Genomic DNA, 13,135 nt, shown 5'->3' with positions numbered 1-13,135 from the left:
GTCCCCGCGCCCTCCCGCGTTCCCTCCCGCCCTCTCCCCCGGCCGCTCCGGCGAGCGCCCACCGCCCGGCGTGTGAGGATTGAGTCATGTCCGACGCGTCTGATCTGAACAACTCCCCCGACGACGTCTCCAAGCTCCCCGCCGCCACCCCGCTCACCCGGGCCGCGCTGGAGATCGACGAGTACGCCGCCACCCTCGGCTGGGACCTCCCGGCCCGACTGTTCGCCCTGGTGGACAGCGCCGCCCTGCGCAAGGCCGACCCCCGGATCGCCAAGCAGCTCGGCCTCTCCGACGGCGACGAGCCCGGCCTCACCCCGGTCGAGCAGGAAGAGATCCCGGCCGGCACCGAACTCGACAAGTTCCTCGGCACCATCGCCTGGCCCGACGCGGTGGCCGGCTGCGCCCTGGTCGTCGAGCGGCTGATGCTGCCGCCGGGCGCCGAGCAGTCCCGCCCCCGCGGCGCCTCCGACGCCCAGCTCGCCGAGTGGGTCGCCAACCACCCCAAGCGCGAGGAGGTGCGGATCACCGCCGCCGTGCTGCGCGACGGCCGGAAGGAGATCGCCCTGCGGCTGCGCTCCAAGGACGTCGCCCGCGAGGTGCTGACCGGCCCGGACCTGGTGCCCGGCCTGACCGACGCGCTGCTGGCGACCTTCTCCTGAGCCCTCGCCCGGCGGTCTCACCCGACGCCCTTGCCTGACGGGTCTTGCCCGACGGTCTTACTCGGGGCAGGACGGCAGCGCGGAGGTCTGCCCGGAGCGGATCTGCTCCAGCGACTTCAGCGCGCCGTCCAGGGTGTCCGTCTTGATCAGGGTCAGCCCGGACGGCACGTTCTTGGTGGCCTCGGCGCAGTTCGAGGACGGGGTGAAGAAGTACTGGGCCCCGGCGTCCCGGGCGGCGATCAGCTTCATCGATATCCCGCCGATCGGGCCGACCTTGCCGTCGTCGTCGATGGTGCCGGTGCCGGCCACGAACTTGCCGCCGGTGAGGTCGCCGCCGGGGGTGAGCTTGTCGACGATGCCGAGCGAGAACATCAGCCCGGCGCTGGGGCCGCCGACGTCCTGCAGGCCGATGTCGATCTGGAACGGGTAGGTGTGCCGGATCCCGGTGCCGATGCCGACCACGGCGAGCTCGGCCCGCTCGGCCGGGGCCTTCGGGTCGAGGTCCTTGGCCCGCACGGTCGGGACGGTGACGTCCGTCTTCGCGCCCGGGGTGGCCGAGCCGTTGCCGGAGGTGTCCTTGACGCGCGGCACCACGGTGAAGACCACCGACTCGCCGGGCTTGTGCTTGGTGACGGCGGCGACCACCTGGTCGACCGAGTCGACGGCGGCGCCGTCCACCGCGACGATCTGGTCCCCCGCGTGCAGCCGGCCCTCGGCCGGGGCGCCCGCGGTGACCGACTTGACGATCAGTTCGTTGCCGACCGGGACGCCCAGCTGCTTGAGCGCGGCGGTGCGGGCGCTGTCCTCGGAGGAGGCGAACTCCTCGGCGTTCTGCTTCTTGGCGTCCGCGTCGGACTGGCCCTTGGGGTAGACGTTGTCGTGCGGCACCACCAGCACGTCGTCGCGCATCCAGCCGATCACCGCGTTGACCAGGCTGGGCTCGTACTTCGCCCCGGTCACCTGCACCGTGGTCATGTTGAGGTGCCCGGAGGCCCGGTACGAGTCGTGACCGGTGATGGTGATCACCGGCTTGCCCCCCTGCTCGCCGAGCGTGTTGTACGTCGGGCCCGGGCTCATCTCCGTGTACGGCACCTTCATCAGCACCGAGACGCAGAGCAGCGCTATGAGCAGCAGGGTGGCAGCGAGCATCGTCGCGGAGCGGCGTGGCATGCCACGACAGTACGGGACGCGGGTGACGCGGCGCCCGCCGGGCTACCGACCGGAGTGCTCCCCCGGCGCGGAGGTGCCGGCCGTGGTGCGTTCCATCGCGGCCATGAAGCGCCGGTGCTCGGCGAGGGAGGCCGGGTCCCCCGTCGCCTTCGGGGCCCGCTGGGCCCAGCTCGCCCAGGCGGCGGCGACCAGGACGGCGACAACCGGAATGATCAACCAGGCGAGCGCACCCATATCAGTACTCCCAGCTCGTCGTGTCTATGAGCAGATTAACCACTCCGGCGGACAACTCGACCGGCGCCGTCCGGGTTACGGGACGGCCGATCGGCTCACTTCCATGGAGTATTCGGCCCACCGCGCCGGACCCGTTCGGGTGAAACCGCGGCGCGCCTGACCCGGGGGACGCGCTCCGTGTGCGGCCGGTTCCGCCGCACGCGGTCGGGACCGGCGCCCGGAGGCAGCGCGGCGGAGGCCGCCGGGCGAGGGCCGTCGGGTGCGGGGTACCTGGCGCGGGATGCCGGGGTGCGGGATGCCCGGCGCGCAATGCCGGGATGCCGGGGTGCGGGGTGCGGGGTGCGGGGTGCGGGTGGCGGTCAGCAGCCGCCGGCGCCGACCCACTCCTCCTCGCCGTCGGCGAAGACCTGGTGCTTCCAGATCGGCACCTCGTGCTTGAGGTCGTCGATCAGCCGGCGGGCGGCTGCGAAGGCCTCCCCGCGGTGCGCGCAGGAGACGGCGACGATCACGGCCTTGTCGGTGATCTCCAGCCGGCCCACCCGGTGCACCGCCGCGAGCGCCTTGACCGGGAAGTCGGCGACGACCTTCTCGGCGATCCGGCGCATCTCATCCTCGGCCGTGGGGTGGCAGCTGTACTCCAGCGCGGAGACCGACTTGCCGCCGTCGTGGTCCCGGACCGTTCCGACGAAGACGGTGGTGCCGCCGGCCGCGTCGTCGCCGACCGCCTCGTACACCTCGTCCAGGGAGAGCGGGGCCTCACGGATGGCGAGCAGGCGGATGGGGTCGTGGTTCTCGGACATGACTCCATGATTCCCCATCCGGGTCCGCCCCCGGCAAGGGGCTTCCGCATCACGATTGCGAAATTTCGCATCGTGAGAATCCAGGCGGCCCGTTCGATGCCCGGCCGTTCGTCACCGCTCGTCCGGTGCCCGCCCGGGAGTCCCTCGGATCAGAAGCGTCGCCGCTTGCGGGCCCGGCGCACCAGCGCCGCCGTACCGACCAGCGCCACCGTCGCCCCGGCCGCCCCCAGACTGGTCGCCGCCTCCTTGCCGCCCAGCCGTCGCCCCGCCACCGCGTGCTTGCCGGACACCTGCGCCAGCAGTTCCGCCAGCACCTGCTCGTTGGTGAACTCCGGCCGCCAGCCCGCCTCGTGCAGCCGGCTGCCGGACACCACCCACGGGTACATGGTGTACGCCAGATCCCCCGCCGGGGCCGGGGTCAGGCCCAGCCGGTGCAGGCGGGCCGCCGTCCCGAGCGCCAGCGCGGCCGGCAGCTCCATCCGCCGGATCCCCGACAGCCGCTCCACGTCCTCCTGCTCCAGCCAGCCGTCGCAGCCGACCGTCACCTCGCCCTCGACCAGGCCCAGCGCCGCGTACTCCAACGCCGCCGCCAGGTCCTCCACGTGGCAGAACTGCCAGCACGGGCGGGAACCGGCCACCACCAGCAGCCTGGGCGCCTCGAAGTGCCGGGTCAGCACGGTGTCCACCCCGGGACCCACCACCACCGCCGGGCGCAGCACCGTCACCTGCAGGCCGGGGTGGGCCCGCGGCGCCCGCCGGGCCAGGCGCTCGATCTCCAGCAGGTCCCCGACCAGCGAGGCCTCCTCCGTCGCCCGCAGCTCGGAGTCCTCGGCCAGCGGCACCTCGTTGTCGGCCAGCGCGCCGTAGACCATCGCGGAGGTGCAGAGCACCACCCGGTGCACCCCGGCGGCCGCGGCCGCGGTCAGCACCGTCTGGGCGCCGCGCACGTTGTAGGCGCTGCGGGCCCGCGGATCGGACTCCATGCCGAAGTCCATCGCCAGGTGCACCACCACGTCGACCCCGGCCAGCCGCTCGGCGACCGCCGGATCCCGTACGTCCAGCACCCGCCACTGCACGCCCGCGACCTCACCGCGCCGGTCGTCCACCGCCAGCACCCTGCGCACGTGGGGCGAGGCCACCAGCCGGGCCGCGACCCGCTCGCCCAGCACCCCCGCCGCGCCGGTGACGGCCACGGTCAACGGCCGCCCGCCGTAGGCTGGAGGCGGCGACACCGTGGTGTCCGGGTCGTCCTCTCCTGCGGTCAGCCCAGAGCGAACGTCCGAGGGCGGGGAACTCACCGGCCATCCTCCACGGTTAGCTTATGTGCGTACGGACGTGTGTCACGTACGTCCATCCTGCCCGAGGCGAAGGCCCGGCGGTGCACCCGGCGCGGGCCTTGCGTGCGGGAGCCGCCCACGAGTCCCCCGCTCCACCGGACCCCCGGGCGGCAGCACTTCCCGCCACACCCGCATGACGGCCGACCGGATCGAGGACCCCGTGAGCGACCTTCCCTTCGGATTCGGCGTTCCGCCCGAGGAGCCCGAGGACGGCAAGGCCAAGCCCGACGACGCGCAGAAGAAGGAGCAGGGCCAGGAAGGCAGCGGCGGCCCCCAGCCGTTCGGCTTCGGAGCCGGCAACCCCTTCGGCGCGATGTTCGGCATGCCCGGCGCCCCGGGCGGCCCCGGCGGCGCCGGAGCCGACAACCCCTTCGGCGCGATGTTCGGCGGCCTGAACCCCGGTGACCTCGGCGCCGCGTTCCAGCAGCTCGGACAGATGCTCTCCTTCGAGGGCGGCCCGGTGAACTGGGAACTCGCCCAGAACATCGCCCGGCAGACCGTCGTCGCCGAACCCGCCGAGGGCAAGAGCAAGGACCGCTCGGTCGGCGCCGCCGAGCGCGCCGCCGTCGAGGAGGCCGTGCGCCTGGCCGACCTGTGGCTCGACGGCGTCACCGAGTTCCCCTCCGGCGCCGGCACCGCCGTCGCCTGGAGCCGCGCCGAGTGGATCGAGGCCACCCTCCCGGTCTGGAAGGACCTCGTCGACCCCGTCGCCGAGCGCGTCGGCACCGCCATGGGCGGCGTCCTTCCCGAGGAGATGCAGGCCATGGCCGGCCCGCTGATGGGCATGATGCGCTCCATGGGGGGCGCCATGTTCGGCACCCAGATCGGCCAGGCGCTCGGCGCCCTGGCCGGCGAGGTCGTCGGCTCCACCGACGTCGGCCTGCCGCTCGCCCCGGCCGGCAAGGCCGCCCTGCTGCCGCAGAACGTCGCCGAGTTCGGCGAGGGCCTGAACGTGCCCGCCGAGGAGGTCCGGCTCTACCTCGCCCTGCGCGAGGCCGCCCACCAGCGGCTCTTCGCCCACGTGCCGTGGCTGCGGGCCCACCTGCTCGGCGCCGTCGAGGCCTACGCCCGCGGCATCAAGGTCGACACCTCCCGCATGGAGGAACTCGCCGGCCAGCTCGACCCGAGCAACCCGGAGGCCCTCCAGGAGGCCCTCGCCGGAGGCCTGCTCCAGCCCGAGGACACTCCCGAGCAGAAGGCCGCGCTCGCCCGCCTGGAGACCGCCCTCGCGCTGGTCGAGGGCTGGGTCGACGCCGTCGTCCACGCCGCTGCCGAACCCCACCTGCCGCAGGCCGGCGCGCTGCGCGAGACCGTCCGCCGCCGCCGCGCCGCCGGCGGGCCCGCCGAGCAGACCTTCGCCACCCTGGTCGGCCTGGAACTGCGCCCGCGCCGGCTGCGCGACGCCGCCCGGCTGTGGGCACTGCTCGCCGACGCCCGCGGCATCGAGGGCCGCGACGCCCTCTGGCAGCACCCCGACATGCTGCCCACCGCCGCCGACCTGGACGACCCGGACGCCTTCGTGCACCGCGGCAGCGGCGACCTGGAGGGCGGCTTCGACTTCGACGCCCTCGACAAGCTGCTCGGCGAGGCCGCGGCCGGCAAGCCCGACCTCACCAAGGACGAGCGGCCGAAGGGCGATGCGCCGGGGACCGACCAGGACGGCACCGACGGGAAGGGCGAGCCCACCGCATGACGGCCACCGGGACGGGCACGACGTCCACCCTGCACGCGGACGCCGTCCGCACCCTGACCGACTGGCGGCCCGCCGACCAGGACCAGGAACAGCTGCGGCTCGACTACCTCGCGCACCTCGCCGAACAACCCGAGGGCGTGTACCGGTCCTGCCTGCCCGCCCACCTCACGGCGAGCGCGGCCGTCATCGACCCGGCGGCGGGGCGGGTGCTGCTCACCCTGCACCCCAAGGTCGGCATGTGGCTGCAGATGGGCGGGCACTGCGAGCCCGGCGACGCCGACCTCGCCTCCGCCGCGCTGCGCGAGGCCGTCGAGGAGTCCGGCATCCCCGACCTCACCCTGCTGCGGGAGAACGGTGCCCCCGTCCCCGCCAAGCTGGACCGCCACCAGGTCCGCTGCACCGGCAAGGACCGGCCGGAGAACACCCACCTGGACGTCCAGTACATCGCGCTGGCCCCGGCCGGGGCGCAGGCGCTGATCAGCGAGGAGTCGCTGGACCTGCGCTGGTTCGACTTCGACCGGCTGCCGGAACTCACCGACCACTCGGTGCGCGACCTGGTCGCCCGGGCACGGCGGCTGACCGCCTGACCGACTGAGGTGAAGCGCGCCAAGGGGGCGCGGGCCGATGAGCCCGCGCCCCCTTTTCGGTCAGTCTTCCTCAAGCCGCCTCAGCCCCTCGGGCCTCCTCGGCGCCCCAGGCCCCGTCAGCCGCAGGAGGCCGCCGGATCCGGACTCGGCGCGCCGTGCCGGGCACCCGGAATGTGGGGCAGCCGCGCGGCGGACACCACTCCCTCCAGATAGCCGCGGGCCCGCTCAGTTCGGGGATAGGCCTCCAGCAGCGCCCAGAACGCCGGGCCGTGGTCCGGCACCAGCAGGTGCGCCAGCTCGTGCAACAGCACGTAGTCCAGCACGTACTCCGGCATGCCCTGCAACCGGTGGGACAGCCGGATCGTCCCCTCGCTGGGCGTGCACGAGCCCCAGCGCGAATTCTGGTTCGTCACCCAGCGGACCTGGACCGGCTGGGCGCGACCGCCCAGGTAGGCCGCCGACAACTCCCGGGCCCGGCCCATCAGGGCGTCGTCCCCGAGGATCCGCCGGCGCTCCTGCGCGGCGAGTTTCTCCAGCATCTGCGTCACCCAGCGCTGCTCCTCGGCGTGCGACATCCGGGCCGGAATCAGGACGACGGTGCGATCGCCCTCGCGGTAGGCGGAGACGGTACGGCTGCGGCGCGCGCTGCGCCGCACCTCGACCCGGCTGCGGTCGTGCCCCTCCGGGGGCAGCGCACCGGAGGGCGGGAGCTGCGACGCCGCCTGCTGGCTCTCGTGTTGCTTCTCGCGCTGCTTCCCGTCCGGGCGCCCGCGCGTGCTCGGCGCCGCCACCTGCGACCCGGTCGCTGCACGGGCACGCCGACGCGACGCCGATCGATGGGAGTCCCGCTCGGCTGCCATGGCACACGACGTTACCCGGTGCGGCTGACAGAAGTCCGGTGCCGTGGCCGAAAACTTTCATGGAGCGATCGGGAACGAAAGGCCGACAGGGGGTGTCCGGAAACCGACGCCAGAGGGGATGGGCAGTTATCCACAAGGTGCGCGAACAGATGTTGTGATCATAACTCCAGGCCTGTGGATAACTTTCTGCGCGCGGTCTGCGCGATGGGGCATGCTGCGGTCAGCCGTCCGGAAACGATCGGAAGGGAGATCGTCGTGCGCCTCGTGTTGAAGCCCGCTCTGTCCCGCAGCTGGCGGGACTCCGAGACCCTGCAGTTCGGCACCGTCACCCGGTACGCCGGGGTGCTCGGCAACGCCGACAAGACGCTGTGCGAGTTCCTCGAACTCGTCGACGGAACGCGCGACCGACCCGAGCTGCTGTCCGCCGGCGAGCGGATCGGCCTCGGGCGCGAACCCGCCGACACGCTGCTGAGCGAACTGGAGGAGACCGGGCTGCTGGACGACGCGGAAGCGACCGACCGGGCGCTCTCCCACTTCCCCCGGCCCCACCGGGACCTGCTCGGGCCCGACCTCGCCTCGCTGTCCCTGGTCCACTCCGGCCCGGGCGCCGCACCGGCGGTCCTGGCCCGGCGGGCCGAGACCCGGATCGAGGTGCGCGGCGCGGGCCGGGTCGGCGCGGCCGTGGCGGCGGTGCTCGCCGCCGGCGGCACCGGCAGCGTCACGGTGGCTGACAGCGGGCGGGTCCAGCCCGCCGACTGCTCGCCCGCGGGGCTGCCACCCGCAGACGTCGGACGGCTGCGCTCGACGGTCGCCCGGGAGACGGTGCAGCGGGCCACAGGCCGACCACTGGTCCCGGTGCCACGGCGGAAGTCCGACGACCCGCCACCCGACTTCGTGGTCCTCGCGCCCCGGGACGGCAGCGCCGCCTTCGCAGGCGGGACGTACGAGGCCCGGCTGCTGCTCCGCGCCGGGGTGCCCCACCTGTACGTGGGCGTGGTCGAGGAGTTCGGCATCATCGGGCCGCTGGTGATCCCAGGACGGTCGGCCTGCGGGCACTGCCTGGTGCTGCGGCGGGAGGACGAGGACGCGGCCTGGCCGCGGGTCCTGGCCCAGCTGGCCGACAACGGCCCCGGCCGGGCCCGCACACCGGCCTGCGACACCGCCCTGGCGACGGCCGTCGCCGGCCTGGCGGCACTGCACGTCCAGGTGTACCTGGACGGCGGCCGACCGCCGAGCGTGGACGGCTGGTGCGAGATCTCGGCGGGCGACGGGATGCCCCGCCGCCTACGGCTACGAGGACACCCGGACTGCGGCTGTCTGTGGCAGCCGCTGCCACCGGGGTGAGAGGGAGCGAGGAACGAGCAAGGTACCGGGCCCGGGCCCGGCGGCTGCAGGGCTCAGCAGCCGCCCGACCTGAGGCCCCGACCGAAACGGGCGGAACGCCCGGCCAGGTGAGCCCATGGCCCGCGCCCTGCCCGGGGCAGGGCGCGGGCCGGGAGAGGCGGAGCCGCTGTTCCGAAGGAGCGGAGCGAGGGCTGGAGGCGGGTGGGCAGCTGGCGGGTGAGGCGGGAGGAGGAGGGCGAGCGGGGGGGTGGGGGGAGGGGGGCGGGCCCCCGAAGCGTCAACAATGTGACCAGGGTCACTACTTACGGGCAATGAGTCTCGCCCGGCCCCCCGGTCTCCATTGCACAACCCCGAGCAAGCCACCGGAGGAGCACCCCATGCGCATCGTGATCAGCGAGTTCATCAGCCTCGATGGCGTCGTCCAGGCCCCCGGCGCCCCGCAGGAGGACACCGACGGAGGCTTCGCCCACGGCGGCTGGTCCCACCCGTTCTTCGACCCGGAGACCATCGGCCCGTTCATCAACGAGGCGATGAGCAGCACCGACGCCCTGCTGTTCGGCCGCCGCACCTGGCGCACCATGGCCGCCGCCTGGCCCGAGCGGGCCGGCGACCCGCTCGCCGACCGGATGAACTCGATCAAGAAGTACGTCGTCTCCGACACCCTCGACGAAGCTGACCTCACCTGGACGAACAGCACCCTCGTCCCTGGCACCGCGGCCGTCGATTGGATCCGGGGGCAACGCGCGGCCGACGGCGGGGATCTGCTGATCATGGGCAGCCCGACCCTCGTCCGCTCCCTCCTCGGCGAGGACCTGGTGGACGAACTCCGGCTCATGGTGATGCCCGTACTGCTCGGCGGCGGCAAGTCGCTCTTCCCGGCCGACGGCGTGCGGCGCACCCTGGAGCTGGTCTCCACCACGACCGCCAGGACCGGCGTCCACCTGGCCACTTACCGCCGCGCCACCCAAGCCGACGCCTGACACCCCACGTCACAGGAAGTCGGCCCCGCCGACTTCCTGTGACGACCACCGAAACAGCATCACCCCGCACCGCCGCCCGGCCCACACCAGGCCACCGCCCGCACGACCGAGTCCGCCACCGGCGACTCCCCACCAGACCGAGCCGCCCAGCTCCCCGCAAAGGAAGGCCACCGCCCGTCGTCCCCCGTGAAATACCGGCGGGAGCAGACCAGGAAGCGGGCACAATGGCCTAGTGATGGTGGGCCGTCCGGTGTCGGGGGGCCAGGCGATTGGAGGCCCGGGTGAGCGATCTTCCGCGCAAGGCAGTGACCCGCACGGCACGGCTCGCCGCCCTGCCGCTGGGGATAGCCGGCCGCGCCACGCTCGGACTGGGCAAGCGCATAGGCGGCCGATCCGCCGAGGTGGTGACGGCCGAGCTCCAGCAGGCCACCGCCGACCAGCTGTTCAAGGTCCTGGGCGAGCTCAAGGGCGGGGCGATGAAGTTCGGGCAGGTGTTGTCCGTCTTCGAGGCCGCCCTGCCCGAGGAGGTCGCCGGGCCGTACCGGGCCGCGCTCACCAAGCTGCAGGACGCCGCTCCCCCGATGCCCGCCGCCAAGGTGCACACCGCGCTCGCCCAGCGGCTCGGGAGCAACTGGCGCGAGCTGTTCCTGGAGTTCGACGACCGCCCGGCGGCGGCCGCCTCGATCGGCCAGGTGCACCGGGCGGTCTGGCACGACGGCAGGCAGGTTGCGGTCAAGGTGCAGTACCCGGGCGCGGGCGACGCGCTGCTCGCCGACCTCTCCCAGCTGAGCCGGGTGGCCTGGCTGGTCGGCCCGCTGATCCCCGGGCTGGACATCAAGCCGCTGATCAACGAGCTGCGCGAGCGCGTCTCGGAGGAGCTGGACTACGAGCTGGAGGCCCAGGCCCAGCGTCGGCACGCCGAGGAGTTCGCCGGCGACCCGGACATCGTGGTGCCGGTCGTGGTGGCACAGGCCGACCAGGTGCTGGTAACCGAGTGGATGGACGGCACCCCGCTGGCCGAGGTGATCGCGAACGGCACCCAGGAGGAGCGTGACCGCGCCGGGCAGCTGCTGGCCCGGTTCCTGTTCGCCGGGCCGTCCCGGACCGGTCTGCTGCACGCCGACCCCCACCCGGGCAACTTCCGGCTGCTGAAGGACGACGGCCCGGCCGAGGGATGGCGGCTCGGGGTGCTGGACTTCGGCACGGTGGACCGGCTGCCGGGCGGGCTGCCCGCGCCGATCGGGGCCTCGCTGCGGATGGCACTGGCCGGGGACGCCGCGGGCGTGCTGAAGATGCTCCGCGAGGAGGGCTTCGTGAAGCCCTCGATCCAGCTGGACCCGGACGCGGTGCTGGACTATCTGCTGCCGATCATCGAGCCGGCTGCCGTGGACAGTTTCCACTTCACCCGGGCCTGGATGCGCGCCCAGGCGGCCCGGATCGCCGATCCGCGCTCTCCCGCCTACAACCTGGGCAAGCAGCTGAACCTGCCCCCCGCGTACCTGCTGATCCACCGGGTGACGCTGAGCACCATCGGGGTGCTGTGCCAGCTGGGCGCCAAGGCACCGTTCCGCGCCGAGATGCTGGAGTGGCTGCCCGAGTTCTCCGACGAGCCGCCTGCGAAGGCCGCGAACCCGGCCAAGGCGGCCGGGCCCGCGAAGCACACCACGGCGCCGGCCAGGACGACCACCAAGCCCGCCCGTCCCTGAGGGAGCACCCAAGGACGACCGACAACGGCAGCCGACCGCAACGGCCGCAGGCCGCTCCCCTCGAACGGGGGGCGGCCTGCGGCACGACGGGGGTCAGTCGGATCAGCGGCGGTGCGCCTACATCAGCGCGACGGCGAGCGCCTTGCGCGCCCGCATGGAGGCCCGCTCGGCCCGCTGCCGGAGCTTGCGCGCCCGGACGACCCGGCTGACGAGGCGTTGTTCCTCGGCCTCGTGGAGCCTGTCTTGCATATGGGCACGGGCCAGGGATTCATGCAGGAGTTGCATTTCGAGGGTCCTGTTCTGGATCTGAAGTTCAGTGGTCTGCTCGGCGCGGACGGTGGGATCGATGGCGGCGGGGGTCATGTGGTGGTCCTGCTCGTGGTGCGTGCTCGGGAATGGGCGGGTGCTGGCCGCTGTGTCGGCCTTGGCGGCGGCGATCCGTACGGACCGGCGGAGGGCGGTGTCCAGCGGGGGCTGCTCGCCCCGGCGGACGGCCCTGACGTGCTCGGCGGGGTTCACGCCATGACCTCGGTCTTGCGCGGACGCCCACGCGGCCGCTTGCGGGCCACGACGACACCCTGGACGAACAGCTCGCCGCCCCAGACGCCCCACGGCTCGCGACGCTCCAGGGCGCCGGCGAGGCAGGCCTCCTTCACCGGGCAGGTGCCGCAGAGGGACTTCGCGTACTCGACGTCGGCGGGCGTCTCGGCGAAGAAGACCTCGGGGTCGAAGGCGCGGCAAGGGATGGGGAGACCGAGCGCCTCGGCCTGCTCGATCGAGTTGAGCTGCATGAACGGAACCTCCGGAGGGTCGGCCTGGTCGGCCTTGGTGATCTGGCTTGTCGGCGGTACGGACGGGATGGGCGGCGTGATGACCGTGGACACTGTGGGCGTCTTCCTCGTCTTCTCAGTGGTTCCGGCCCAGTGGACTGGTGGTGCTGGGCCGGAGGCCCCGGAGGGCCTGGGGTGGTCTTGCGTACCGGACAAAACAGAAGGGCCGCGGATCCCGGTGTGACGGGTTCCGCGGCCCTGGAGGTGCCGACCTGAGGCTGGCTCAGGTTCGTTCTCTCCAGGGTTCAGGCCCGCGGAAGGCCCGCATCCGGATGGCCTTGGCGCCGATAAAGGCGGCCGTGGCCTGGTTGATCTGCTGCTCGTTCTGCTTCTGGGCGTTTCCGGCACCGATGACCTGCGCATAGCCGCCATGCATGGCGGCGGCTACGGCCGCCTTCGGTGCCTGGGTCGGTCGCTCATCGCGCTCGGGACGCGACGCGTCGACCGACGCCCAGTCACGGGACAGACCGGTCTCGACAGCGGTGCCTTCGACACTCCTGCCGCCCGTGAGGCACAGATCAGTGTGTCCAAGACCACTGACAGCGGAGGCGACGGAGACACCGGTGGCGTCGAGACCCAGACCGGTTCCACCGAGCTCGGCGAGCGCCCGCAGACGGGCGGCACGCAGGGAGGCAGCGACAACGGTCTGGCCAGTCATTTTGGTGATCATGATGTTTCCCACTGTCTTCGCCTCCTCTCGGCGTCTCGCGGAGCCTGGTTCCCCGGGCTCCGAATGTTCGGATGTCTGTCTCGGTGAAGCTGGTGAAGCTGCGGGGCGAGGGAGATCGGCACAGGTGTGACCCCGTGCGACCGCGTCCCCTTGACCGCCCCGGCAGGCTATTGCGCTCCCGGTATGCCGCGCAAACTATTTTTCACGCGAGTTCACGCGGCGCCGTCGACGGCAGGATCCGCGCGACGTTCCGCAGCGGTTGCGA

14 protein-coding genes are annotated in these 13,135 nt (G+C 73.0%); 6 read left to right on the top strand and 8 right to left on the bottom strand.

Annotation, left to right across the window (positions count from 1 at the left end; genetic code table 11):
• Window positions 1-86: 86 nt before the first annotated feature.
• Window positions 87-659, top strand: a complete 573-nt coding sequence (locus HS99_RS20360; protein WP_030282282.1) for a PPA1309 family protein — start codon at window positions 87-89, stop codon at window positions 657-659.
• Between the two features lie 57 nt (window positions 660-716).
• Here HS99_RS20360 and HS99_RS20355 read toward each other — a convergent pair whose 3' ends face one another.
• The 4 genes from HS99_RS20355 to HS99_RS20340 form a co-directional block, all read right to left on the bottom strand.
• Window positions 717-1,829 carry a YlbL family protein gene (locus HS99_RS20355; protein ID WP_030282284.1) on the bottom strand — a complete coding sequence of 371 codons (1,113 nt, stop codon included), beginning with the start codon at window positions 1,827-1,829 and terminating at the stop codon, window positions 717-719.
• 42 nt (window positions 1,830-1,871) lie between these two features.
• Entirely contained in the window at window positions 1,872-2,045 is a 174-nt protein-coding gene (locus HS99_RS20350) for a hypothetical protein (RefSeq protein WP_305953118.1), read from the bottom strand.
• Window positions 2,046-2,422: 377 nt separating this feature from the next.
• On the bottom strand, window positions 2,423-2,863 hold the full coding sequence (locus HS99_RS20345) for a molybdenum cofactor biosynthesis protein MoaE (protein WP_223885980.1): 441 nt from the start codon (window positions 2,861-2,863) through the stop codon (window positions 2,423-2,425).
• 149 nt (window positions 2,864-3,012) lie between these two features.
• A complete protein-coding gene (locus HS99_RS20340; protein ID WP_072654697.1) occupies window positions 3,013-4,161 on the bottom strand; it encodes an NAD-dependent epimerase/dehydratase family protein in 1,149 nt (382 codons plus the stop codon).
• 199 nt (window positions 4,162-4,360) lie between these two features.
• On the opposite strand from HS99_RS20340, the gene HS99_RS20335 reads away from it, so the two are divergent.
• Complete coding sequence (locus HS99_RS20335) at window positions 4,361-5,893, top strand: zinc-dependent metalloprotease (protein ID WP_030282293.1); 1,533 nt, start codon at window positions 4,361-4,363, stop codon at window positions 5,891-5,893.
• Window positions 5,890-6,480, top strand: coding sequence for an NUDIX hydrolase (locus HS99_RS20330; protein WP_030282295.1), 591 nt, complete (start codon window positions 5,890-5,892; stop codon window positions 6,478-6,480). Before HS99_RS20335 ends, HS99_RS20330 begins: the two co-directional genes overlap by 4 nt.
• 116 nt (window positions 6,481-6,596) lie before the next feature.
• Here the strand turns inward: HS99_RS20330 and HS99_RS20325 are convergent, their stop codons facing one another.
• Window positions 6,597-7,172: a M48 metallopeptidase family protein gene (locus HS99_RS20325; protein ID WP_046386869.1), complete on the bottom strand. Its 576-nt coding sequence runs from the start codon at window positions 7,170-7,172 to the stop codon at window positions 6,597-6,599.
• A gap of 423 nt (window positions 7,173-7,595) precedes the next feature.
• On the opposite strand from HS99_RS20325, the gene HS99_RS20320 reads away from it, so the two are divergent.
• The 3 genes from HS99_RS20320 to HS99_RS20310 all read left to right on the top strand — a co-directional run bounded on the left by HS99_RS20320 (window position 7,596) and on the right by HS99_RS20310 (window position 11,370).
• Window positions 7,596-8,684: a TOMM precursor leader peptide-binding protein gene (locus HS99_RS20320; protein ID WP_050366587.1), complete on the top strand. Its 1,089-nt coding sequence runs from the start codon at window positions 7,596-7,598 to the stop codon at window positions 8,682-8,684.
• Window positions 8,685-9,061: 377 nt separating this feature from the next.
• Window positions 9,062-9,664, top strand: coding sequence for a dihydrofolate reductase family protein (locus HS99_RS20315; protein WP_030287513.1), 603 nt, complete (start codon window positions 9,062-9,064; stop codon window positions 9,662-9,664).
• A gap of 281 nt (window positions 9,665-9,945) precedes the next feature.
• A complete protein-coding gene (locus HS99_RS20310; protein ID WP_046386915.1) occupies window positions 9,946-11,370 on the top strand; it encodes an ABC1 kinase family protein in 1,425 nt (474 codons plus the stop codon).
• A 117-nt stretch (window positions 11,371-11,487) separates the two neighbouring features.
• Here the strand turns inward: HS99_RS20310 and HS99_RS48450 are convergent, their stop codons facing one another.
• From HS99_RS48450 to HS99_RS20295, 3 genes are all read right to left on the bottom strand, one after another.
• Window positions 11,488-11,808, bottom strand: coding sequence for a putative WhiB-interacting protein (locus HS99_RS48450; RefSeq protein WP_046386918.1), 321 nt, complete (start codon window positions 11,806-11,808; stop codon window positions 11,488-11,490).
• A 77-nt stretch (window positions 11,809-11,885) separates the two neighbouring features.
• Window positions 11,886-12,254, bottom strand: coding sequence for a WhiB family transcriptional regulator (locus HS99_RS20300; protein WP_370863281.1), 369 nt, complete (start codon window positions 12,252-12,254; stop codon window positions 11,886-11,888).
• A gap of 169 nt (window positions 12,255-12,423) precedes the next feature.
• Window positions 12,424-12,882 carry a hypothetical protein gene (locus HS99_RS20295; RefSeq protein ID WP_050366588.1) on the bottom strand — a complete coding sequence of 153 codons (459 nt, stop codon included), beginning with the start codon at window positions 12,880-12,882 and terminating at the stop codon, window positions 12,424-12,426.
• Window positions 12,883-13,135 lie beyond the last annotated feature (253 nt).

The sequence above is a fragment of the Kitasatospora aureofaciens genome, assembly GCF_001188955.3.
Taxonomy (GTDB): domain Bacteria; phylum Actinomycetota; class Actinomycetes; order Streptomycetales; family Streptomycetaceae; genus Kitasatospora; species Kitasatospora aureofaciens.
The sequence above is the reverse complement of the archived record's forward strand: the minus strand, read 5'-3'. Positions and strand labels throughout refer to the sequence as shown.

Bases quoted from the DNA above. Each gene is read 5' to 3' on its own strand.
- HS99_RS20330 (WP_030282295.1), top strand. From the start codon at position 5,890: ATGACGGCCACCGGGACGGGCACGACGTCCACCCTGCACGCGGACGCC.
- HS99_RS20355 (WP_030282284.1), bottom strand. From the start codon at position 1,829: ATGCCACGCCGCTCCGCGACGATGCTCGCTGCCACCCTGCTGCTCATA.
- HS99_RS20315 (WP_030287513.1), top strand. From the start codon at position 9,062: ATGCGCATCGTGATCAGCGAGTTCATCAGCCTCGATGGCGTCGTCCAG.
- HS99_RS20345 (WP_223885980.1), bottom strand. From the start codon at position 2,863: ATGTCCGAGAACCACGACCCCATCCGCCTGCTCGCCATCCGTGAGGCC.
- HS99_RS20360 (WP_030282282.1), top strand. From the start codon at position 87: ATGTCCGACGCGTCTGATCTGAACAACTCCCCCGACGACGTCTCCAAG.